The sequence below is a fragment of the Qipengyuania sp. NPDC077563 genome (genome assembly GCF_044901345.1).
Taxonomy (GTDB): Bacteria; Pseudomonadota; Alphaproteobacteria; order Sphingomonadales; family Sphingomonadaceae; genus Qipengyuania; species Qipengyuania aestuarii.
Genome location: NZ_JBJDPC010000001.1, coordinates 1 through 22,471 on the forward strand (window position 1 = coordinate 1; position 22,471 = coordinate 22,471).

Genomic DNA, 22,471 nt, shown 5'->3' on the forward strand with positions numbered 1-22,471 from the left:
GTTCGACCACCCTTGGGCGCATCGCGACCTCCCGGATACTCGTATTCGATCGTATACATGAGCACTTCGCCCAGGCCGGTCGAGATCGGTCCCATGGTGGGCTCCGCTCCTTCCGGCAGCGACGCACCGATCGGGGCTAGCCGTTCGTTCACTTGGCTGCGCGCGAAGTAGATGTCAGTGCCTTCTTCGAAGATCGCAGTGACCTGGCTGAAGCCGTTACGCGAGATCGAGCGGGTCATCTCCAACCCCTCAATCCCGGCAAGCCCGGTCTCGATAGGGAAGGTCACCTGCGTCTCCACCTGAGAGGGAGAGAGCGCAGACGCGCTGGTATTGATCTGCACCTGCGTGTTGGTGATGTCCGGCACCGCATCGATCGGAAGGCGCAAAAGGTTCATGGCACCGTAGATGGCTGCGAATACGGTGAGGACGATGACCGCCCAGCGGAATCGCACGGCGATGTCGAGGATGGCCCCGATCAAACCGTGGCGATGGCTGGCCGTATCGGTGTGGGTATCCACGGCGGGCTCGTTCTGAGTCTCAGTGACCATGGGTAGCGCCCTCCTTCCCGAGTTCGGCCTTGAGCAGGAAGGCATTGGCGACAGCGATCCGCCATCCCTCCTGAAGACCGGAAAGGATCGTCACTTGACCAGCGGATCGTGTCCCGAGCTCCACGTCGCGAGCCTGGAAGCCGGTCTTCGTCCGCACGAAGACCACGTCGCGTCCTTCGACCACCTGGATAGCGTCTTCCGGCACTGCGATGCGGTCGCGGTCTATCTCACCCGAGGGCCTGATGCGCGCCTGGAGAAAGGCACCCGGCTGAAGCCCCGGAACGCCGCGCGATAACGACAGGACCGCAGTCGCACTGCGGCTCTCCGGATCGAGCGAAGGCGTCACCGAACGAACCCGGGCGCCGATTTCCCGACCGTCGCCGACCACCAGCACGGCCTCGTCTCCAGGTTGGATACGAGAGACTTCGGCCGAAGGCAGAGCCACCTCGATCTGGAGGCCATTGGGATCGACCACGCGGTAGAGTTCCTCGCCGGCATCGACGAAGGCCCCGAGCACAATCGGTGCCGCGGTAATCCTGCCAGCCAAGGGCGAGGTGACCGCCAGGGAACGCCCATCGCCGCTGACGCCAGCTGCCGCTACCGCGGCCTGCGCCCGCTGAAGTTCCGAACGTGCCACGCTGAGATTGGCCCGTGCGGCTTCCAGATCCTGGCGGGCCGTGACATTCTCCTCGAACAGACGCCGTTCGCGTTCATAGGCGGCCGACAGTTCGTTCACCCGCGCGCTTGCTGCGCTCACCTGGGAGGCGAGAGCAGCGGCATCCGCGCTCTCGATGCGGGCGACGGTCTCGCCGCGTGCCACATAATCGCCCAGCGTCTTGCCGACGGAGCGGACGACCCCCGAGGCGCGGGCATCGATACGAGCGGATGCAGTGGGGCTCGCTGCGACAGTCGCTGGGAAGACGAGCTCGACAGCGGCCCCAGACCGGACGGCGGCCAGCTGTATCCCGCCCTCGCTAATCTGCTTGTCGCTAAGCGTGATCACCCCTTCCGGTGTCTCGGCCGCAGGTTCCTCCTGCGCATGGTCATCCTCACCTGCATGGTCGTCGACCTCGGAGGTTGGCCAGAATATCAGCGCCATAGCGCCAATCGCGATCACGATACCGACGAGGATCGCCAGCTTTCTGCGTGTCATTGATGTATCCTTCATTGTGCGGCCAGCCCGATCAGTTCGGCTGCGGCCAGACCCCTTTGTTCGCGGGCGGCGATGAGCGCCTCGCGGATCGTGTCACGTGCCTCTGCGGCCGCGAGAACTTCGATCAGGGGAAAACGTCCGTTGCGATATCCGATGCGAACGAGGCGCAATGCCTCCTCCGCCTGCGGGAGCGATGTCTGCGACAGGGTTTCGACGCGCGCTTCCGCACCACGATACCTTGCCCGGGCAGTGGCGACCGCCTGCTCGTAATCCGCGCGAGCCACCGCTTCGCGAGCGCTCGCTGCACGCAACCGAGCCTCGGCAGCGGCGATGTTACCCTGGTTCCGGTCTCGAAAAGGAAGCGGGATCGAAACGCCGACGAGAAACGCGTTGTCGCCGCTTTCCCCGAAGCGCCGCACGCCCGCAGAGACCGTCGGATCGGGAATACGCAAACTTCGCTGCCGCTCGATCTCCGCCGCAGCAGCAGTGCTCTCGGCTCGCGCGACCCTATAGGTGAGGCTTTCCTGCGCCTCGGACATAAGCGATGCGGGCGGAAGGATATGCGGAAATTCCGCCGGAATGAGCGGCGCTTCACCGCCGGCCCATAGAGTTGCGAGCGCTGTTCGAGCCGACAGGCTCTCCGCCTCTGCCTCAACCAGGCTCGCGCGCGCTTCGGCAAGGGTCGCCTCCGCCCTCAATGCGCGCAGAGGCGGCTCGCGGCCGACCTCGACCAGGACACCGGCAATGCGAGCCAGTTCCTCGTTACGCGCCACGACATCTTCGGCAAGTTCGACCCGCGCAGCCGCTGCAGCAGCTGCGAGATATCGCTCGCGCACCAGCTGTCCCAGTTCGACCGCGGTAAGGTCGGCCCTGAGAGATGCCAGTTCGGCCTGGGCTTCTGCCGCACCGATCCGCGCGGATCGCTTGCCGCCGAGTTCGAGACGCTGGCCGACGGAGAGCGTATATTCGGTAGACTGGAGACCCGAGAATGCGCCGCTGCCGGCGATGTTCTCGACGTCGAACGAGATCTCGGGGTTCGGGCTCAGGCGAGCCTGATCGACAAGCGCGACCGCCGCGTCGGTTTCAGCACGGGGCCCCACGAGGCGGGGGTTGGTGGTGGCGGTATCGGCCTCAGCGGCGACCCCGCTGAGTTCAAGGGCGTCGTCGAGCGTGACGACACGCAGGTCCTGCGCGCTGGCAGGTCCCGTGGACAGGGCGAGTATCAGCCCCCAGACGGGGGCTGCTCGCCACGATATGGCGAACATGGATGGGTATTCCTCTGCTGACGTTCAGTTCGGCGTCGGGAAACAAATCCGACGCGCGGCGAACGTCAGCCGCGAGGAGGGGGTGTCGCCAGTTCGGTCAGATTGGACGCGAAGGATGGCTGATCGCCAGCGCGCAGGGCACTCATGACCGAGCCCAAGGCAAAGGCGTCAGGCGACCGTCCGACGGCCTGCGAAGCATGATGACAGTGGCCATGCGCACAGGCGCCGTGCTTCTCCGGGCCACGGTCATCATCGCCGGGCTCGTCGTGCTGCTCGAGCTGAGATGCTATCGGAGGCTCTCCCCCGCATTCGGCCGCTTCCGCTACCGGAGCCCACAGGACACCGAATGCAGTGCACAGCGTGATTAGCTGAAGCAAGAGGGAGCGGGCGAAGAGCCGGGTCATAGCCTGTCCGGTAGCATTAGCGGCTTGGCTGCGAAAGAACTATCGCGCGAAACGGAATGTGATTTCATAACAACACAATCAATCTACTTCGACGCGCGAGCATCTTGAGCTGGCGATTGACCAAGCACACGACTGATCTCCGGTTCTATTTCCATCCGAGCGAATGCGCTTACATTCGAACGACCACTGTTTCCGATTGGAAGTCGGCCGGTGATGTTGCCTATGGGGGCAAGGAAAAGCCGGAATATCTGACCGACAAGTTCGCGCGAATCACGCGTCCTCCACGCAAGCTCCAGCATACGCCAATGCGAGACGCAGTGCGGTCCCAAGCGATCTTGGGCAACCACGTGGGCCCGCTCGAGATGGTGCCAGGCTTCCTCGAAGTTCTGCTCGTCCGAAGCCTTCGCTGCGCGCCGGTATTCTTCTGCGAGAAATGCATACCTGCTGGGAGAGGTATTGCTATCCATGGGACAGCTCCCGGCGTGCCTGGCCGAACACCTCCGCACTGCCCCACAGGGCTAGTCCGGCCATGATCGAGGCGACGAGCAGGTCGGGCCACGCGTCGCCCGTTCCAAACACGCCGAGGGCGGCGCCGAGAACCGCAACGTTTCCGATCGCGTCGTTGCGAGAGCAAATCCATACCGATCGCATGTTCGCATCGCCTTTTCGGAAACGGAAGAGCATGAGCGCGACGATCACATTAGTCGTCAGAGCCAGCGTGCCGACCACTCCCATTGTGGCCGGCTCCGGATTGGCACCAGCCATCAATCCATAGATCGCATAGCCGATCACCCAGATGCCAAAGGCGAGCATGGTCGTAGCCTTCACCAAGGCAGCTCTGGCCCGCCATGCGAGCGCCATCCCGGCGACGCCAAGACTGATTGCATAGTTTGCGGCATCGCCGAAGAAATCGAGCGCATCGGCCTGGAGCGAACGGGAATCAGCAGCGACACCGGCCGCCATCTCCACCACGAACATGGCGGCATTAACGATGAGTGCGATCCACAGGACACGGCGCCAGCGCGGATCGTTATGCGCGGCGGTGTCAGGCTCCAGTGTCTGGCAGCAGGATTTCACCATGCCACTCTCCTTGCAACGTTCGAGTCGCAAGAACATATGCACCTTGTAGCAACTACAAGGTCAAGCGATGCGTATCGGAGAACTGGCGAAAGCCACCGGCACAAAGGCGGAGACGATCCGCTATTATGAACGCGAAGGCATATTGCCGGCTGCGGATCGAACTGACAGCAATTACCGCGACTATTCGGACAATCACTTGGCAGCGCTTACATTCGTTCGCCGCGCGCGGCAGCTCGGCTTCAGCATGGCACAGGTGCGCGAACTGCTCACCCTGTCCGACCATGACGACAACCCCTGTCAGGATGTAGATCGACTGGTTCAACAGCAACTGGCCGAGGTTGAGCGCAAAATCTCCGATCTAATGGCGCTAAGAGAGGAACTGGGACAGATGCTATGGTCCTGCCAAGCGGACAAGATCGGTGAATGCCAGATCATCGGAAGCCTGGGGCGCCATAGCGTCGTGGAAGACCTCGATGGCCGTCCGCCTACAGGTAACGCAGAGAAGGATTGAATGGCCAACATTAGGACGTGAACCAGATATTCAATTCGCGATTATCGTATGCCTAGATCCGCTATCCAACCTTCCATGGGCAGTGCCTCTTACGCACCATTAAGCCGTCTTTGTCGACGAAAGAGCTGGAGAGTTCTCGAGCTTAGTGGCGAGCAATCGCAACCTTTCTTCAGCTCTCGCGCGGCCCATGCTCCCTCCTCGGCTAGGTTCCTTTTCGATCGTGCACGCCCGCTGACCCGGTCGCTTGAAACTATAAAACACATCACTGGTCTTGATGCTAGCTAGCTACCTAGCGCCAGCGAGCAGCTCGGGTTGTCGTGTAGCGTTTGCACAATAACGTCCAGGGAGCCCGGTGGGTAAGCAATGATCGATCCAGAGATCGCGCTAATTGCAAACGCAATGCTGCTTGGTCACGAACACGAAAAGACATCTCGTAGCTTATCGATGCAAGAGCGCGTTCCCGACCCCGCGCTCGAACCCTGGTAGTTGGATTTTCAAGTTTAACTTATTGATCTTATTGGCATCGAAATTGCTCTAGTTGGGAAAATTATTCAACGAAAACAACGATGGTCTGCTGACTCTTAATCAGCGGGTCCTAGGTTCGAGCCCTAGTGCGTCCACCATTTTTCTCTACATCCAATGATCGCCCGCACTTCCATCGACAGCCGAGTTATCTCGATTCTCATTTAATGTGACTCGACATTGCGGATCACATTTTGATGTGATAGCGGGCTCGCATGAACACTATTGAAAAAGTTCGCGCGATCATTGGCAATGGCTTGATGACACGCACGGGCCTCGCACGCGGTGCGGGTCTTCATGCCAATACGCTCCGTGATTGCACCGACGAGAGCTGGAACCCAACCACCGATACACTCGCCAAACTAGAGCGCTTTCTGGAAGCTAATGACGAAACTCCTGTCATCGTCGGCGCTGAGGAGATTATCGACGAAGCACGTAATGGTCGGATGTTCATCCTGGTCGATGACGAGGATCGCGAGAACGAAGGCGATCTTGTCATTCCTGCTCAAATGGCCACACCCAATGCGATCAACTTCATGGCCACGCATGGCCGCGGCCTCATCTGTCTCTCGCTGGACAGCAAGCGAGTAAAGGCGCTCGGTCTTGAGCCCATGAGCCGCGACAACCGCGAAAGCATGCAGACGGCGTTCACGACCTCTATCGAGGCCAAGACAGGCGTTACGACCGGGATCAGCGCCGCCGACCGGTCGCGCACCGTTTCCGTTGCGATCGACCCGACTAAGGGCCCTGACGACATTGTCTCGCCAGGTCATGTGTTCCCGCTGACCGCCCGTGACGGGGGAGTTCTGGTGCGCGCCGGCCATACAGAAGCCGCTGTCGACATCTCTCGCCTTGCCGGACTCAATCCTTCCGGTGTGATTTGCGAGATCATGAAGGACGATGGCACGATGGCGCGACTGGATGACCTCGTCACCTTCGCGCGCAAGCACGACATGAAGATCGGCACCATCCGTGACCTGATCGAATATCGGATGCGCTACGATCATCTCGTCGAGCGGACCGGAGAAGAATCTTTCGAGTCCGATTATGGCGGGACCTGGCGGATGCTCACCTATCGCAACAAGCTCGATGGCAGCGAAAGCTATGCCTTGCAGAAGGGCGAGGTCGTCGAGGGCAAGCCCACGCTGACGCGGGTGCATCCAATTTCCGTCTTCGATGACGTGCTTGGCAAACCGGGCCCCCGCAAAAGGACACTGCAGCGGGCAATGCAGGTCATGGGAGAGCATGGCGCTGGGGTGATCGTGGTCATCGCAGGCCAGCCTGCTGCCGGATATTCGCAGAGCGAAGCGGAAAGAAACGTGGGCATAGGCTCGCAAATCCTGGCCGATCTCGGCGTGGAAGACATGACCCTGCTTAGTAATTCACAACCCAATGTCGTGGCGATCGCAGGTTACGGCCTCGAAATCGTCGACCACCTTTCCATTCCGGAGTGACCTAAATGGCGAATTTTCTCATCGTTGAAGCGCGCTTCTATGAAGACTTCAACGACATGCTCATCTCCGGTGCCAAGGCGGCCCTCGAGGCAGCGGGCCATTCCGTCGAAGTTCTCACGGTGCCAGGCGCTCTTGAGATACCCGGGGCAATTGCTCTGGCTGCCGAAACCGGCCGATATGACGGTTTCGTGGCCATCGGCGTCGTAATCCGCGGCGAAACCTATCATTTCGAAATCGTGGCCGGAGAAAGCGCCCGCGCCATCATGGCCCTGACGATGGATGGAATTGCGATCGGCAACGGGATACTGACCGTCGAGAATTCCGACCAGGCTCTTGTGCGCGCCGATCCGGCGCAAATGAACAAGGGCGGGGAAGCCGCCAAGGCCGCCCTCGCCCTTCTGGATCTCCAAATGCGGTTCGCGGCCGCATCCTGAAATGGCGGCGAGCCGGTAGTCCGGCTCGCCTCGCTTTTATCAGAGCCCGATAGCGCCGAAGCAGTCGCGCCCAGCGTAGACGGCACTGTCGCCCAGTTCTTCCTCGATCCGGATAAGCTGGTTGTATTTCGCCAGTCTGTCCGACCGTGCGAGGCTGCCTGTCTTGATCTGTCCGCAATTCGTCGCAACCGCGAGATCCGCAATCGTCGCATCTTCGGTTTCGCCCGAGCGATGTGACATTACGGCAGTGTAGCGTGCCCTGTTGGCGATGCTCACTGCATCAAGGGTTTCGCTGAGTGTGCCGATCTGGTTGACCTTCACCAGAAGGGAATTTGCCAGTCCTTGTGCAATACCATCGCGCAGGCGTTCGGGATTGGTGACGAACAAGTCATCTCCGACGAGCTGGATCGTATTGCCAATGCGGTCGGTCAGGGCTTTCCAACCTTCGAAATCGTCTTCTGCCATTCCATCTTCGATCGAACGGATGGGATAATCGCGGCACAGCTTGTCCAGATATTCCGCCATACCGTGACCGTCGAGTGAAAGGCCCTCGCCCAATATTTCATATTTGCCATCGCGGAAGAATTCCGTGGACGCGCAGTCGAGAGCAAGCACAACATCGTCGCCCGGCGTGAAGCCGGCCTGTTCGATCGAATTCATAATGAAGTCGAGCGCGTCGCGGGTGCCATTGAGATTTGGGGCGAAGCCACCTTCGTCGCCGACGGAAGTGGCTAGGCCTTTCTCACCCAGCTTCTTCTTGAGGGTATGGAAGATTTCCGCACCCCAGCGGACGGCTTCGGCGATGCTGTCGGCCCCGACCGGCATCACCATGAATTCCTGAATGTCGATCGGATTGTCGGCATGCTCGCCGCCGTTGATGATATTCATCATTGGCACTGGCAGAACGTGCGCCGACACTCCGCCGATGTAGCTGTAAAGCGGCAAACCGCGTGCGTTGGCCGCTGCCTTCGCGGTCGCCATGCTGACGCCGAGCATACCGTTCGCGCCCAGACGCCCCTTGTTGGAGCTATCGTCCAGCGCAATCATGGACAAATCGATATCGCGCTGATCTTCCGCATCGAAATTGCCGACCAGCAGATCGCGGATTTCGGTGTTCACGGCGTCGACCGCCTTCGTCACACCCTTGCCCATGTAACGGCCACTGTCGCCATCGCGCAATTCGACCGCCTCGTGCTTGCCGGTCGAGGCGCCTGACGGCACGGCAGCCCGGCCGAAGCTTCCGTCTTCAAGTAGCACATCTACTTCCACGGTCGGGTTGCCACGACTGTCGAGAATTTCACGGGCATGGATGTCGATGATGGCCGTCATTTCGGAACTCTCTTCGTTATCAGCTGTTGTATAAGCACAAGACACCCCAAAGCGGGGATATTGGACAAGCGCTCTATGCGTCGGAACACACCCGCGCAAGCTGCGTTGCAATGCCGAAGGCCGGGTTTCCGAATTACCCGGAAGATGAATACGAATTGAGGGAAAACGGATTTAGACATGGCCGAAATAACCGCAGGCGGAACGCCGAAAAAGCGCACGAAAACCACTAAAGAAACCAGCACCGCAAAGAAGCCGCGCAAGACCGTGGCGAAAACAGGTGTAGCCAAGGAGACAGTTCCAGTGACCAACACTGCCACGACCGTTGAACCCGAAACCACCACGACCAACGCACACCGCACGGAAGCGAAAAGCCGCTTCAACGCTGCGCTCGAAGAAGCGAAGGCCGGTGCAGCAGCCCTCAAGGCCGAGGGCAAGGAGCGCGCCGCAGCTTATCGTGGTCAGGCCAAGGGCAAGGGTGACGATTGGGTGGCTGAAGCGAAGACTTATGGCGCCGATGCCAAGGTGAAGAGCAAGGAATTGGCCACCGAAGGCAAGGTCAAAACCAGCGAAGGTCTGAGGTCGCTAAGCCGCTCCATCAGCGACAACGCTCATCAGGTCGATGAGAAGCTGGGTGCGAAGTACGGCGACTATGCCCGCAGCGCCTCAAGTGCACTCAACGATTACGCCGCCAAGCTTGATCAAAAGAGTGTTGACGACCTGGTCGAAGATGGCCGCACCTTCGTCCGCAAGAGCCCCGGAACGGCCGTAGGCTTGGCCGCGGTGGCAGGCTTCATGCTCTCGCGCATCTTTCGTCGCTGATAGCCTCGAAATTCGGGGGCCAGATGCTAGAAAACGAACAGACAGGACGAGCGGGCCCGGCGGGCCCGCTCGACGTTCCTGACGATCATATTTCCGAAGAAGAAAGCGACGGGGATTATTCCGCGCGGCCATCGCTGGCGGATGATCTTCTTGCTCTTTTCGAAGACGGAAAGACATATGCAGAAGCGGAGCTGGCTTATCAAAAGAGCCGTGCAGGCTACACTGCCAACCGGATCAAGGGGGCACTGGCATTAGGCTTCGCTGCCTTCGGCGTGCTTCATCTCGCCCTCATCGCCCTTACCGTGGGCATTGTTATTGCGCTTACACCCTTGGTAGGCCCGTGGCTCGCCACAGCGATTGTCACCGTCGCTCTCATCATAACCGGCATCGTCTTGCTGAGGATGCTGAAGGGGCGGATCGACGATATTCGCACTGCTTTTTCGGACAATGACGATGATTGATCGCAAAACTCAAATGTTGGCAGACAAGCACTTACGCGACTCAGCACGCGCGCTCGTCGATGCGGACATCGAACATTTGAAGGCGGATCTGGCCCACAAGGGTGTTGGAGAGCGTATCCTGGACCGCGCCAAGGAAGGGGCGATCGATCTTTACGAAGATGCCATAGATCTTGCCGACGACAACAAGGGGGCACTTACTGCCCTTTTGGCCGCCGTGGCCGTCTGGTTTGCGCGTCATCCGATTCTTTCAGCCTTCGGGTTCGATAACTCTCGGGAAAGCGAAGAAGACGAGGAGTGGGATCTGCGTGACGGGGCGGCGGAACACTAAGGGTGTCCGCTTTGTTAGTAAGGTAACAACCCATCCAATGAGGAACCGATATCATGGCAGACACCGCCGAAAATAACATCACCCCGATCAGTGCCGACAGTAAGCTGACCGATCAGCAGAAGCGCGATCAGTTGCGCGCACGCATCGAAGCCGGGGAGCGCCGTCAGGAAGAGCGTGGTCTTCTCGATCAGGCAAAAGATGTAGCCGACAGCGCGGTAGATTTCGCGAAAAGGCACCCGGTCGCAACAGTTGCTGGCGCGATTGCGGTTGGTCTGGCAGTCGGTGCGATGACTCGCCGCGGCCGTGAACTCGGCCGACGCGGCGGTTCGCTTGCCTCCTATGCCACCGATGCTGCGATTGCTTACGGACTTTCGATGATCGAGGGCGCGGGCGACAAGTTCGAGGACTTCGGCGATGCAGCTGAAACTCAGGCGAGGCGCCTTAAGCGCGATGCCGGTTACCGCCTCGACTCCATGGGCGATACCATTCGCTCCAGCGGTCGCCGCGCAAGCCGCAAATCCAAGCGCAGCTATCGCGATCTGCGCGCGCGTCTGAGCAACTAACCAAATCTAAACCAAACCAGTATAGCGGCGTGACAGGCTTGCCTGTTGCGCCGCTTTCTTTATGGGCGTGACCGATTTCGTCCGAAACTCGAAAGAGCGAAAGTATACCGACCATGGAAGAAAAAGAGAGCAAGCAAACCCTGTATCTGGTGATGGGTGGACGTGTGACCGATCCGCGCAGCGTCACCTTTTCCGATCCCGAGAGCATTCACGTGGCAGGCGTTTTCTCGACTTACGAGAATGCCGAAAGCGCATGGCGCGGCAATGCCCAGCGCACCGTGGACGATGCGGAAATGAAATACGTCATCGTACATCTCCACAAGCTGCTCGACCCGGAAGCGTAAGGAACAAACCCGATGGCTTATTCGATCCGCTCATTCGAGGAAGGCGATGCCGAGGCACTGGCCCTTCTTGGACGCGCTGCGATCGGCGCCATCGGCCCCGAGGCCTACACCGAAGAGCAGGTCGACGCCTGGTTGTCCAACCTGGCCGGCCCCGAGGTCTACCAAGCGGAAGCCGACGCGGGCACGCAGATTTTCATCGCCACCGATGAAGAGGACGAGCCGGTCGCTTATGCCATGCTCGAGTCGAACGGGCATCTTGACCACCTCTACTGCCACCCCGATCATACGGAAGAAGGCATCGCCTCCAGCCTGCTGGAGACGGCGGCGCTTTATGCGAAATATCATGGGATTACGCACCTCTTCACCGAGGCGAGCGAGGTAGCCAAACCTGCATTCGAAAGCGCAGGCTATACGGCGATGAAGAAACGCACCTTCGAAATCGAAGGGGTTGAAATCACCAATTGGGCGATGGTGCGCGAGATCGAGCTTGCGAATGAAAGCGCTCCTAAAAACGGGCGTTTGTCGAACGCCTGAAATGCCAAGCGCGAAGCGGGATGAGGGCCCTGCCCTCACCCCGTAATCTTTTTAGCTCAAACGAATTCGATCTTGTCGACGAGGTAGAACTTGTCACCGCTGGGCACGGTGACCTCGATCTCGTCTTCCACCTGCTTGCCGATCAGCGCGCGCGCGATCGGAGAGGTGTAGCTGATGCGTCCCTTGGCGGCATCAGCCTCGGTCTGGCCGACGATCTGATACTTCACCGGCTTGTCGTCTTCATCGAGAAGCGTAACGGTCGCGCCGAAGATCACCTTGTCGCCCGACAAGGTGGTGGGGTCGATAATCTGCGCCCGGCTGATCTTGTCTTCCAGATCGCCGATCATCGCCTCGACCTGGCCCTGACGCTCCTTCGCAGCGTGATATTCCGCGTTTTCCGAAAGATCGCCATGAGCGCGCGCTTCCTCGATCGCGTCGACGATCCTGGGGCGCTCCGCCCGCAGCACCTTGAGGTCTGCAGTCAGCTTTTCATAACCCTCTTGCAGCATCGGCACCTTTTCCATGCGCCCAATTCCTTCCTGCTTGGCGCCCCTCCCCGGACAATTGGACCCCGGACCGCGGGTTGCGGAGCCTGTCGGGACCGAATGTAAGGAAGGGTACGCGTCTAATTCTTGTCAGCTATAATAGTCTTGCAGGGAACGCACTTCAAGCTGCTCGGTCGAAACCTCCGCAATTGCGCGCGCCGCGGCGGCGCTTGCCGCCGCCGTGGTGTAATAGGGCAGCTTCTTTTCCAGCGCTGCCTCGCGGATCGACTGGCTGTCGAGCAGCGACTGCCACCCCTCGGTCGAATTGAAGATCAGCGCGACCTCGCCGTCGATGATCGCATCGACGATATGCGGCCTGCCCTCGGCAACCTTGTTGACGCGCTCCACCTCGAGCCCGTTCTCGGACAGGAAGCGCTGCGTGCCGCCAGTGGCGATGATGCGAAAGCCTTGCTCGATCATCGAGCGGACCGCCGGTAGGATAACGTCCTTGTCGCTGTCCTTGACCGACACGAAGATCGTGCCTTCCGTCGGCAGCTTCATACCCGCGCCGAGCTGCGACTTGTAGAATGCGGCCGGGAAGCTGCGGTCGATACCCATGACTTCGCCGGTGGATTTCATTTCCGGCGAAAGAACCGGGTCGGCCCCGGGGAACCGGGCAAAGGGGAACACGGCTTCCTTCACCGCCATGTGGTCGGGCTTGAGATCGAAGGGTTCGAAGCTTGACAGCGGCTCGCCCGCCATGACGCGCGCGGCAACTTTGGCCACCGGCTGGCCGATGGCCTTGGCGACGAAGGGCACCGTGCGGCTGGCGCGCGGGTTGACCTCGATCAGGTAAACCTCCCCGTCCTTCACTGCGAACTGCACATTCATCAGACCGCGCACGTTCAGCGCCTCGGCCAGGGCCGTCGCCTGACGCTCCATCTCCTCGATGATGTCGGCAGGCAGGCTGTAGGGCGGCAGGGTGCAGGCACTGTCGCCCGAGTGCACGCCGGCTTCCTCGATATGCTGCATGACGCCAGCAATGCGAACCTCGCTGCCGTCCGAGACGACATCGACATCGCATTCCACGGCATCGCGCAGATATTGGTCGACCAGCACGGGGCTGTCCCCCGACACGTTGACGGCGGTGGCGATATAGTCGTCGAGCTGCGGTTCACTGTCGACGATTTCCATCGCACGGCCGCCCAGAACGTAGCTTGGGCGCAGCAGAACCGGATAACCGATACGCGCGGCAGCCGCAGCAGCCTCGTCGCGGCTCTTGGCGATCCCATTAAGCGGCTGCTTGAGATTCAGCTTGTTGACCAGCTTGGCAAACCGTTCGCGGTCTTCCGCAAGATCGATCGCGTCGGGGCTGGTGCCGAGGATCGGGATACCCTCACGCTCGAGCGCAGAGGCCAGTTTCAGCGGCGTCTGCCCACCGAACTGGACGATCACGCCGACCACTTCGCCTTTCGACATTTCGACGCGCATGATTTCCAGGACGTCTTCTTCGGTCAGCGGCTCGAAATAGAGCCGGTCAGATGTATCGTAATCGGTGGAAACCGTTTCAGGGTTGCAGTTGACCATGATGGTCTCGAACCCTGCCTCAGCCAGCGCGAAACACGCATGGACGCAGCAATAATCGAATTCGATGCCCTGCCCGATCCGGTTCGGGCCGCCGCCCAGGATGACGATCTTCTTGCGGTCGCTCGGATCCGCCTCGTCTTCGCTCTCCCCGAAGCTGGGCGCTTCGTAGGTCGAATACATATAGGGCGTGATCGCCTCGAACTCGGCGGCGCAGCTGTCGATGCGCTTGAATACCGGATAGACGCCCAGCTTATGGCGCAGCTTGCGCACTTCCTGCTCGCTCGTGGCACCGGCCATGGCGCGCAGGGCATCGTGTAGAAGACCGGACCGGCGCGCCTGCGTTTCCGCGAGGCCTCCTGCCACGCCGACAGAGCGGACCGCCAGAGTGGCAAGGCGCTTGTCCGAAAAGCCCATCGCTTTCAGGCGGCGCATTTCGTCGGCATCGCGCGGCAAACCATTGTGCGCGAGCATTTTCTCTTCGTAGATGATCGCTTCGATCTGACGGAGGAACCAAGGGTCGAAGCCGGTGATCTGGTTGATTTCCTCCACCGTAAATTCCTCGCGGAACGCTTGGGCGATCTTGAGGATACGGTCGGGCGTGCGCTGGCTGAGCGAAGCGGTGATCTTCTCGCGGCTCACGCCTTCCAGTTCGGGCACGCGGTTGAAGCCGTCGAGCCCGGTTTCGAGACCGCGCAGCGCCTTCTGCATCGATTCCGCGAAACAGCGGCCGATGGCCATGACTTCGCCGACCGACTTCATCGCCGTGGAAAGCTCGTTCTTCGCTCCCTTGAACTTCTCGAAGGCGAAGCGCGGGATCTTGGTCACGACATAGTCGATGGTCGGTTCGAACGAAGCCGGGGTCGCACCGGTGATCTCGTTCTGGATTTCGTCGAGCGTGTAGCCCACCGCCAGCTTCGCCGCGACGCGGGCGATGGGGAAGCCGGTGGCCTTCGATGCCAGCGCCGAGGAGCGCGAAACACGCGGGTTCATCTCGATCACGATCAGGCGGCCATCGGCTGGATTGACTGCGAACTGTACGTTCGAACCGCCTGTTTCCACGCCAATTTCCCGCAGCACCTCGATGCTGGCGGTACGCATGATCTGGTATTCTTTATCCGTCAGCGTCAGCGCCGGCGCGACGGTGATGGAATCGCCCGTATGCACGCCCATCGGATCGACGTTCTCGATCGAACAGATGATGATGCAATTGTCCTTGCGGTCACGCACCACCTCCATCTCATATTCCTTCCAGCCGAGGAGAGATTCCTCGATCAGGACTTCGGTGGTGGGAGATGCGTCCAGGCCTTCGCGCACGATGCGTTCGAACTCGGCCTTGTTATAGGCAATGCCGCCGCCCGTTCCGCCGAGTGTGAAGCTGGGGCGGATGATGGAAGGAAGGCCCGTCCGCTCGAGCACGGCATAGGCTTCATCGACCGTATTGGCGACGCCGCTGCGTGCGCTTTCGAGGCCGATCTTGTCCATCGCCTCGCGGAAACGCTGACGGTTCTCTGCCTTGTCGATCGCATCGGCATCCGCTCCGATCATCTGGACGCCGAATTTCTCCAGCGTGCCATCGTTGAAGAGCGCCAGCGCACAGTTGAGCGCCGTCTGCCCGCCCATCGTGGGCAGCACCGCATCGGGGCGCTCCTTCTCGATGATCTTGGCGACAATTTCGGGCGTGATCGGCTCGATATAGGTCGCGTCGGCCATTTCCGGATCGGTCATGATCGTAGCGGGATTGGAGTTCACCAGGATGACCCGGTAACCCTCTTCCTTCAGCGCCTTGATCGCCTGGGTGCCGGAATAGTCGAACTCGCAGGCCTGGCCGATGATGATCGGACCGGCGCCAATGACGAGGATCGAGGAAATGTCGGTTCTTTTGGGCATTATTGGCCTTCTTCCGGCGTCACGTGTTTTTCATTGCCGACAAAGCCGAACTTCGTCGTGCCTGATTTTTTGACATATTCGAGGACACACACCGATGCGTCGTAGTCTGCGTTAATACTCGGCTCGAAGGTGATTTCACCCGTATCACCTATCTTCAACTCGATGTTTTCTGCGTTACATTCCTTGAGAATGGCATCAGCATCGGATTGCTGGAAACCGTCAGAAAAATCGATTTTCGTCGGAAGATCAACGGTTACCGAATGTGTGGTCTGGTCACAGGAGGTCAGCCCCATCGACAACGCCACCCCCCCTACGAATAGGCCATACTTGCCGTTCACCCCAACATCCCCACGAATTTCTCGAACAAGTAGAAACTGTCCTGCGGGCCGGGGCTCGCCTCGGGATGATACTGCACGCCGAACGCTTTCTTGCCCTTGATCGAAATCCCGCAATTGGTTCCATCGAACAGCGAGACATGGGTCTGCTCGACACCGTCGGGCAAGGTTTCGCCATCGACCGCAAAGCCGTGGTTCATGCTGGTGATCTCGACGAGGCCCGTGCTGTCTCCCCACCCTTCCCCGACGCGCTGGACGGGATGATTGGCGCCGCGGTGGCCCTGGAACATCTTGGCAGTCTTTGCCCCTGCCGCAAGGCCGAGCATCTGGTGGCCAAGGCAGATGCCAAACAGCGGTATATCGCGGTCGAGCAGGCCTTTGATCACAGGCACGGCATATTCGCCCGTCGCTGCCGGATCGCCGGGGCCGTTGGACAGGAAAACACCCGCAGGCTCGAGGGCCAGGATATCCTCGAGGCTGGTCCGCGCTGGAACCACGGTCACTTTCGCGCCCGCCTGCACCAGATTGCGGAAGATATTGTCCTTCGCCCCGTAATCGATCGCGACGACATGCGGCTTCTGATTGTCGGCCTCGGCATAGCCGGTGCCGAGCTGCCAGAACCCTCCCTTCCAGTTTTCATGCGCTTCCCGCGTCACGCGGGGGACGAGATCGAGGCCTTCCAGCCCGCTCCATTCCGCGGCCTGCTTTTTAAGCGCCTTCATGTCGAACTGGCCGCGCGGGTTGTGCGCGATCACCGCATTGGGCGCGCCCTGCACACGGATACGGCGGGTCAGCGCGCGGGTGTCGACACCCGACAGGCCGATCTTGCCATGCTTTACGCACCATTCGACGAATTCGTCGCGCGCCCGGAAATTCGAATGACGGGTCACGTCCTGCCGCACGATAAGGCCGACTGCGCCCAGGCCGCGGCTCTCCACGTCTTCCTCGTTCGCGCCGACATTGCCGATGTGCGGGAAGGTGAAAGTGACGATCTGGCTGTCATAGGAAGGATCGGTCATCACTTCCTGATAGCCGGTCATGGCCGTGTTGAAGCAGACTTCGCCGACAGCCGTGCCGGAGGCGCCGAAGCCCTTGCCCCAGATACAGGTTCCGTCGGCGAGGACGATGACTCCCGTCGCGTCTTTGGGTTGCGCGTGCGAAAATGCGGACAGGGCCATGGGGGCGCTCCGGTGTCAGGGGTTTCCAGCGATGTGTGCTAAGTCCCAGCCGCTAAGGATCGGAGCGAGTCCCGTCAACCGCCTAATTGGACGAACCCTTGGCATTACGGCCACTTGTTCTAAATGAAGCGTCAACCATCCACAGATTCATGAATAGAGGCACAATGCTGCGCGAAAAAATCCAGGCCGAAACAGTCACCGCCATGAAGGCCAAGGACAAGGAACGCACCGCGACGCTGCGTCTGATCGGCGCGAAGATCAAGGATCGCGATATCGAACTGCGGACCGCGGACAAGAAGCCGGAGGACGATGAGCTGGTCACCGACGTGCTCATGAAGATGGCCAAGCAGCGCCGCGAATCGATTGCCATGTACGAAGAAGGCGGGCGTCAGGAACTGGCCGACAAGGAACAGGGCGAGCTGGTCGTGATCGAGGAATTCCTGCCGAAGCAGATGAGCGAGGACGAAATGCGCGCCGCCATTGCGCAGATCAAGGCGGATACCGGTGCCGACGGCATGAAGGACATGGGCAAGGTGATGGGCGAATTGAAAGCCCGCCACGGCGCCACGCTCGACATGACCAAGGCCAGCGGCCTGGTGAAGGAGGCGCTGTCGTGAGAAAGCTGCTGTTTCTCGCTCCGCTCGCGCTGACTGCATGCGGCGACCGGGAACCCGAGCCTGCGCCTACGCCCACCCCCACGGTTGCGCAGCCGCGCGCTCTCGCCCCTGCCGACCTCGACCTGTCGACGCTGGGTGCTAGGATCGTCGGGCCGCAAGGCGACGAGGTGGAAACCGTGCTGAGCGCCGGCAACCGCGAAATCGGCAAGATGGTGAGTTTCGTAGCCTGCCCCGAAGGCGTTACCGAATGCGTGCCCGGGGATTTGCCCGCGGATACGATCTACACCTATGTCCATCTGGTCACGCTGGCCGATGCACCGCAGGTCGAGGAGCAACCCGAAGAAGGGCCGGAGGTATTGGAAAGCCCGCCCACCCTTTTCCGGATGACGCAGGAAGCGCACGGCTTCAATCGCGCGGTGGGCTATTCCAACGCGCAGGCGCTGGAGGCGCTCGGAAACGAGGATGCGATTTCCATCACCAGCGACGGCGGACGCCTGATCTGGCGTGTCACGCAAGGGGAAGGCTGGAAACCGGGGTCGACCATCACTTTCTGGTGGCAATCCACGCTTCCACCGGCAGGGCCGGCCGATGCCTATCTGCTGGAAATCGACGGCAATCAGGCCAAGGCCAAGGGGCCGTTCCCGGCCGAAGAAAAACCGGCAGCCGGGCCCGCCGCGAACTAGCGGAATTCGTTTCCAGCCATTAGGTAGGTGGGCATGGCGCTCACCCCCCAATGGCTGGACGAATTGCGGATGCGGACGACCTTGTCGGCCGTTATCGGGCGCACGGTCCGCCTTACCAAGGCGGGGCGGGAATTCAAGGCGTGCTGCCCCTTCCATAACGAGAAGACGCCCAGCTTCTACGTCAATGACGAGAAGGGCTTTTACCATTGCTTCGGCTGCGAGGCGCATGGCGATGCCATCCGCTGGCTGACCGATCAGCGCGGCATGCCGTTCATGGATGCGGTCAAGGAACTGGCGGCAGAAGCGGGGATGGAAGTCCCTGCCCCCGATCCGCGTTCCGCTGAGCGTGCGGAAAAACGCGCCAGCCTGCACGATGTCACGGCGGCGGCCCAGCAATGGTTCGTAGATCGGCTTTCCTCGCCCGAAGGTGCGGAAGCGCGCAGCTATCTCAAACGCCGCGGTTTTTCCGAAAAAGTCGTGCGCGAATTCGGCTTCGGTTTCGCGCCGGTGGAGCGTCAGGCGCTCGCAGCCGCGCTGCCCTTCGAAGATGCGATGCTGATCGAAGCAGGGATGCGGATCGAGGTCGAGGGCAAGGATCCCTACGATCGCTTCCGGGGGCGCCTCATGCTCCCGATCCAGGACGCGCGGGGCCGTGTCATCGCCTTTGGTGGCCGCATTCTGGATGCCGATGCCAACGGGCCCAAATATCTCAACAGCCCGGAAACCCCGCTCTTCGACAAGGGGCGGACCCTCTACAACATGCACCGCGCCGCCCCCGCTGCACGCCAGAACGGGCGCATCGTGGTGGTCGAAGGCTATATGGATGCCATCGCCCTGGCGAATGCCGGGATCGCCGAAGTCGTCGCCCCTCTGGGAACCGCGCTGACCGAGAACCAGATAGAACTGCTCTGGCGCCAGGTCGAGCGTCCGATCCTGTGTTTCGACGGCGACAATGCCGGGCAGCGGGCCGCAATGCGCGCCATCGGCCGGGTGCTGCCGCTGCTGCGACCCGGACATTCGCTGGCCATCGTTCGCATGCCCGCCGGAATGGATCCCGACGATCTGATACGCGAGAAAGGCGTTGCTGCGATGGAGGAAGCGCTGGCTTCTGCCAGCGGCCTGCTCGATACGCTCTGGCAGTTCGAACGCGATGCCGTGCCGCTCGAATCGCCCGAGGACAAGGCGGGCCTAAAGGAACGGCTGATGGCCCATGTCGAGGCGATCCAGCATCCCGACATCCGCGCGCTCTACAAGCGCGAGCTGCAGGACCGCTTTTCCGACTTTGCCTTTCCGCCCCGCCAGCAGCGCCCGTTCAAACCCCGGGGCGAATGGCAGAAGGGCAGTTTCAAACAACAGCCCCCGCGCCTGTCGCAGGAGACTGCGGACCGCCTGAAACGCGCCATTTCCGGGGGCTCGCGCGATACGCTGACCAGCGCGGTCATCCACGGACTGCTGCTCCATCCAGGCGAAATTCCCAGGCATGAGAGCGCCCTCGCCCGCTTCGCCACGCGTGACCCGAATGCCGGCCCGGCGATAGATTCCTTGCTCGCCGCTGCGGAAATGCTTGATTCGCGCGCGCAATCGCCCATATCGCTGCCAGAAGGCCTACCCGCCCCACCGGCAAACACCCGCTTCGCCTTTCTCGATAAAGGCACCGACCCGGTTGATGCGCGCGAGGATCTGGCTGAAGCCGTGTCACTGCTGGTCGAAAGGCCGGCACTCGAAGCCGCGCTTGCTGAAGCGACCGCGCGTTTCGAGATCGACCCCGAAGGAGCTTTCGCGGACCAGCAACGTTTGCTGAAGCGGAAACTGGAATTCGAGGCGCGACTCGGACAGATGGCAAGTCGAAGGGCCGCATCAGCGGCTACGAAAGATTCAGAGACCGCACAGGGATCCTCTCCTGCTGGCGGTGCATAGAATGGACTGATTGCACTTTATGGCAACCAAATCGAAGTCGGGCGAAAAAGACGACGCTCCCCTGATCGACCTCAACGAATCGTCGATCAAGAAGCTGATCTCCAAAGCGAAGAAGAAGGGTTACGTCACCTATGACGAACTCAACGACGCGCTGCCGCAAGGTGAGATGAGTTCCGATCAGATCGAGGACATCCAGTCGGCCCTGTCCGAAATGGGCGTGCAGATCGTCGAGCACGACGAAGATGCCGAGCAGGAAGACGAGGTCGAGGAAATCGCGCCCGCGCCTTCCGCCAAGGAAAAGGACGCCAAGAAGGCGCCCGCGAAGAAGGCCGCCACCGAAGGCCGCACGGACGATCCGGTGCGCATGTACCTGCGCGAAATGGGCGCGGTGGAATTGCTCAGCCGCGAAGGCGAGATCGCCATTGCCAAGCGCATCGAAGCCGGCCGCGACATGATGATCATGGGCCTGTGCCAGAGCCCGATCACCTTCCATGCGATCATCCAGTGGTCCGAAGCGCTCAACAACGAGGAAATGCAGCTGCGCGAGATCCTCGATCTCGACGCCATGCTTTCCAAGGAACCCCCGGCGGACAAGCTCGCCGAAGGGGCCGAAGACGATGACGACGACGGCGAGATTTCGGAAGAAACCGCCGGTCCGACCATCCGCGATGACGAGGATGAGGATAGCGATTCCGATTCCGAGGACGAGGACGGCGAAGAAGGCTCTTCCAAGTCGGACGATGACGAGGACGAGGACAACACGATGTCGCTCGCCCAGATGGAAGCCGCGCTCAAGCCTGACGCTATCGAGCGTTTCGCCCGGATCAAGGATCTGTTCGGCAAGTTCGAAAAGCTCCAGAAGGAACGCGTGGACACCCTCGGCCGCGGCGAAGCATTCCCGCCGGCCAAGGAAAAGAAATACGAGGACCTGGCGGACCAGCTGACCGCCGAGGTCGAAAGCGTCCAATTCCACGCGACCAAGATCGAATTCTTGGTCGACAATCTCTATGCCTTCAACCGCCGCCTGACCGCGCTCGGTGGCCAGATGCTGCGCCTTGCGGAGCGTCACAAGGTCAAGCGGATCGACTTCCTCGATGCCTATATCGGCAACGAGCTCGACGATCATTGGATGGATGACCGGGTCAAGAAGGACAAGAAATGGGCCGCCTTCGCAGAGAAGGAAGGCGATGCCATCGATCGCATCCGCACGGAAATCAGCGACATCGCCAGCGCCACCGGTATGGCGCTGGAAGAATTCCGCCGCATCGTGAACATGGTCCAGAAGGGTGAGCGCGAAGCGCGTATCGCCAAGAAGGAAATGGTCGAGGCGAACCTTCGCCTCGTGATCTCGATTGCGAAGAAATACACCAACCGCGGCCTGCAGTTCCTCGACCTGATCCAGGAAGGAAACATCGGCCTGATGAAGGCGGTCGACAAGTTCGAATACCGCCGTGGCTACAAGTTCAGCACTTACGCCACCTGGTGGATCCGGCAGGCGATCACCCGCTCGATCGCCGACCAGGCGCGCACGATCCGCATCCCGGTCCACATGATCGAAACGATCAACAAGCTGGTCCGCTGTTCGCGTCAGTTCCTGCACGACCAGGGCCGCGAACCGACACCCGAAGAGATGGCGGAGAAGCTCTCCATGCCGCTCGAAAAGGTGCGCAAGGTGATGAAGATCGCCAAGGAGCCGATCTCTCTCGAAACGCCGATCGGCGACGAGGAAGACAGCCATCTGGGCGATTTCATCGAGGACAAGAACGCGATCATTCCGGTCGACGCCGCGATCCAGGCGAATCTCAAGGAAACGGTCACCCGCGTCCTTGCCAGCCTGACACCGCGTGAAGAGCGCGTACTGCGCATGCGTTTCGGCATCGGCATGAACACCGATCACACGCTGGAAGAAGTCGGCCAGCAGTTCTCGGTGACGCGCGAACGTATCCGCCAGATCGAGGCAAAGGCGCTGCGCAAGCTCAAGCACCCGAGCCGCAGTCGCAAGATGCGCTCGTTCCTGGATCAGTAATCGGACT

The 22,471-nt window shown here is 60.7% G+C and carries 24 protein-coding genes; 13 read left to right on the top strand and 11 right to left on the bottom strand.

All coding sequences use genetic code 11. The features are described 5' to 3' along the window. The 6 genes from ACI2I1_RS00005 to ACI2I1_RS00030 form a co-directional block, all read right to left on the bottom strand. On the bottom strand, positions 1–479 hold a 479-nt coding region (locus tag ACI2I1_RS00005; protein WP_404678299.1), incomplete at its 3' end, for an efflux RND transporter permease subunit. Between the two features lie 58 nt (positions 480–537). Then, positions 538–1,701: an efflux RND transporter periplasmic adaptor subunit gene (locus ACI2I1_RS00010; protein ID WP_404677404.1), complete on the bottom strand. Its 1,164-nt coding sequence runs from the start codon at positions 1,699–1,701 to the stop codon at positions 538–540. An 11-nt stretch (positions 1,702–1,712) separates the two neighbouring features. Next, positions 1,713–2,966 carry a TolC family protein gene (locus ACI2I1_RS00015; protein WP_404677405.1) on the bottom strand — a complete coding sequence of 418 codons (1,254 nt, stop codon included), beginning with the start codon at positions 2,964–2,966 and terminating at the stop codon, positions 1,713–1,715. Positions 2,967–3,031: 65 nt separating this feature from the next. Beyond that, on the bottom strand, positions 3,032–3,370 hold the full coding sequence (locus tag ACI2I1_RS00020) for a hypothetical protein (RefSeq protein ID WP_404677406.1): 339 nt from the start codon (positions 3,368–3,370) through the stop codon (positions 3,032–3,034). 83 nt (positions 3,371–3,453) lie between these two features. Beyond that, on the bottom strand, positions 3,454–3,837 hold the full coding sequence (locus ACI2I1_RS00025) for a DUF3703 domain-containing protein (protein WP_404677407.1): 384 nt from the start codon (positions 3,835–3,837) through the stop codon (positions 3,454–3,456). Further along, positions 3,830–4,450: a cation transporter gene (locus tag ACI2I1_RS00030; protein ID WP_404677408.1), complete on the bottom strand. Its 621-nt coding sequence runs from the start codon at positions 4,448–4,450 to the stop codon at positions 3,830–3,832. Before ACI2I1_RS00030 ends, ACI2I1_RS00025 begins: the two co-directional genes overlap by 8 nt. A 67-nt stretch (positions 4,451–4,517) precedes the next feature. Here ACI2I1_RS00030 and ACI2I1_RS00035 point away from each other — a divergent pair, with 67 nt between their 5' ends. From ACI2I1_RS00035 to ribH, 3 genes are all read left to right on the top strand, one after another. Beyond that, on the top strand, positions 4,518–4,961 hold the full coding sequence (locus tag ACI2I1_RS00035) for a helix-turn-helix domain-containing protein (RefSeq protein ID WP_404677409.1): 444 nt from the start codon (positions 4,518–4,520) through the stop codon (positions 4,959–4,961). A 737-nt stretch (positions 4,962–5,698) separates the two neighbouring features. Beyond that, on the top strand, positions 5,699–6,937 hold the full coding sequence (gene ribB, locus ACI2I1_RS00040) for a 3,4-dihydroxy-2-butanone-4-phosphate synthase (RefSeq protein ID WP_404677410.1): 1,239 nt from the start codon (positions 5,699–5,701) through the stop codon (positions 6,935–6,937). A gap of 5 nt (positions 6,938–6,942) precedes the next feature. After that, on the top strand, positions 6,943–7,371 hold the full coding sequence (ribH, locus tag ACI2I1_RS00045; RefSeq protein ID WP_404677411.1) for a 6,7-dimethyl-8-ribityllumazine synthase: 429 nt from the start codon (positions 6,943–6,945) through the stop codon (positions 7,369–7,371). Positions 7,372–7,410: 39 nt separating this feature from the next. Here ribH and eno read toward each other — a convergent pair whose 3' ends face one another. Then, a complete protein-coding gene (eno, locus tag ACI2I1_RS00050) occupies positions 7,411–8,700 on the bottom strand; it encodes a phosphopyruvate hydratase (protein ID WP_404677412.1) in 1,290 nt (429 codons plus the stop codon). A 177-nt stretch (positions 8,701–8,877) separates the two neighbouring features. On the opposite strand from eno, the gene ACI2I1_RS00055 reads away from it, so the two are divergent. From ACI2I1_RS00055 to ACI2I1_RS00080, 6 genes are all read left to right on the top strand, one after another. Further along, a complete protein-coding gene (locus tag ACI2I1_RS00055) occupies positions 8,878–9,519 on the top strand; it encodes a hypothetical protein (protein ID WP_404677413.1) in 642 nt (213 codons plus the stop codon). 23 nt (positions 9,520–9,542) lie between these two features. Continuing rightward, a complete protein-coding gene (locus ACI2I1_RS00060; protein ID WP_404677414.1) occupies positions 9,543–9,980 on the top strand; it encodes a phage holin family protein in 438 nt (145 codons plus the stop codon). Between the two features lie 13 nt (positions 9,981–9,993). Continuing rightward, positions 9,994–10,308, top strand: coding sequence for a hypothetical protein (locus ACI2I1_RS00065; RefSeq protein WP_404677415.1), 315 nt, complete (start codon positions 9,994–9,996; stop codon positions 10,306–10,308). Between the two features lie 53 nt (positions 10,309–10,361). After that, positions 10,362–10,871, top strand: a complete 510-nt coding sequence (locus ACI2I1_RS00070) for a hypothetical protein (protein WP_404677416.1) — start codon at positions 10,362–10,364, stop codon at positions 10,869–10,871. Between the two features lie 113 nt (positions 10,872–10,984). Next, complete coding sequence (locus ACI2I1_RS00075) at positions 10,985–11,215, top strand: DUF4170 domain-containing protein (protein WP_221541492.1); 231 nt, start codon at positions 10,985–10,987, stop codon at positions 11,213–11,215. A gap of 12 nt (positions 11,216–11,227) precedes the next feature. Continuing rightward, the gene (locus tag ACI2I1_RS00080; RefSeq protein ID WP_221541491.1) at positions 11,228–11,749 is read left to right on the top strand and encodes a GNAT family N-acetyltransferase; all 522 of its coding nucleotides are present in this window, start codon (positions 11,228–11,230) and stop codon (positions 11,747–11,749) included. A gap of 56 nt (positions 11,750–11,805) precedes the next feature. Here ACI2I1_RS00080 and greA read toward each other — a convergent pair whose 3' ends face one another. From greA to carA, 4 genes are all read right to left on the bottom strand, one after another. Next, positions 11,806–12,273, bottom strand: coding sequence for a transcription elongation factor GreA (greA, locus tag ACI2I1_RS00085; RefSeq protein ID WP_247710608.1), 468 nt, complete (start codon positions 12,271–12,273; stop codon positions 11,806–11,808). 111 nt (positions 12,274–12,384) lie between these two features. Next, positions 12,385–15,708 carry a carbamoyl-phosphate synthase large subunit gene (gene carB, locus ACI2I1_RS00090; protein ID WP_404677417.1) on the bottom strand — a complete coding sequence of 1,108 codons (3,324 nt, stop codon included), beginning with the start codon at positions 15,706–15,708 and terminating at the stop codon, positions 12,385–12,387. Beyond that, complete coding sequence (locus tag ACI2I1_RS00095; RefSeq protein WP_404677418.1) at positions 15,708–16,046, bottom strand: hypothetical protein; 339 nt, start codon at positions 16,044–16,046, stop codon at positions 15,708–15,710. The genes carB and ACI2I1_RS00095 overlap by 1 nt, the downstream gene beginning before the upstream one ends. Continuing rightward, positions 16,043–17,221 carry a glutamine-hydrolyzing carbamoyl-phosphate synthase small subunit gene (gene carA, locus ACI2I1_RS00100; RefSeq protein WP_221541488.1) on the bottom strand — a complete coding sequence of 393 codons (1,179 nt, stop codon included), beginning with the start codon at positions 17,219–17,221 and terminating at the stop codon, positions 16,043–16,045. The genes ACI2I1_RS00095 and carA overlap by 4 nt, the downstream gene beginning before the upstream one ends. A gap of 164 nt (positions 17,222–17,385) precedes the next feature. Between carA and ACI2I1_RS00105 the strand changes: the two genes are divergently transcribed. The 4 genes from ACI2I1_RS00105 to rpoD are packed head-to-tail and all read left to right on the top strand — an operon-like array spanning position 17,386 to position 22,464. After that, the gene (locus ACI2I1_RS00105) at positions 17,386–17,838 is read left to right on the top strand and encodes a GatB/YqeY domain-containing protein (RefSeq protein WP_404678300.1); all 453 of its coding nucleotides are present in this window, start codon (positions 17,386–17,388) and stop codon (positions 17,836–17,838) included. Continuing rightward, complete coding sequence (locus tag ACI2I1_RS00110) at positions 17,835–18,521, top strand: hypothetical protein (RefSeq protein WP_404677419.1); 687 nt, start codon at positions 17,835–17,837, stop codon at positions 18,519–18,521. The genes ACI2I1_RS00105 and ACI2I1_RS00110 overlap by 4 nt, the downstream gene beginning before the upstream one ends. A gap of 33 nt (positions 18,522–18,554) precedes the next feature. Beyond that, positions 18,555–20,438 carry a DNA primase gene (gene dnaG / locus ACI2I1_RS00115; RefSeq protein ID WP_404677420.1) on the top strand — a complete coding sequence of 628 codons (1,884 nt, stop codon included), beginning with the start codon at positions 18,555–18,557 and terminating at the stop codon, positions 20,436–20,438. Positions 20,439–20,457: 19 nt separating this feature from the next. After that, the gene (gene rpoD, locus ACI2I1_RS00120) at positions 20,458–22,464 is read left to right on the top strand and encodes an RNA polymerase sigma factor RpoD (RefSeq protein WP_404677421.1); all 2,007 of its coding nucleotides are present in this window, start codon (positions 20,458–20,460) and stop codon (positions 22,462–22,464) included. Positions 22,465–22,471 lie beyond the last annotated feature (7 nt).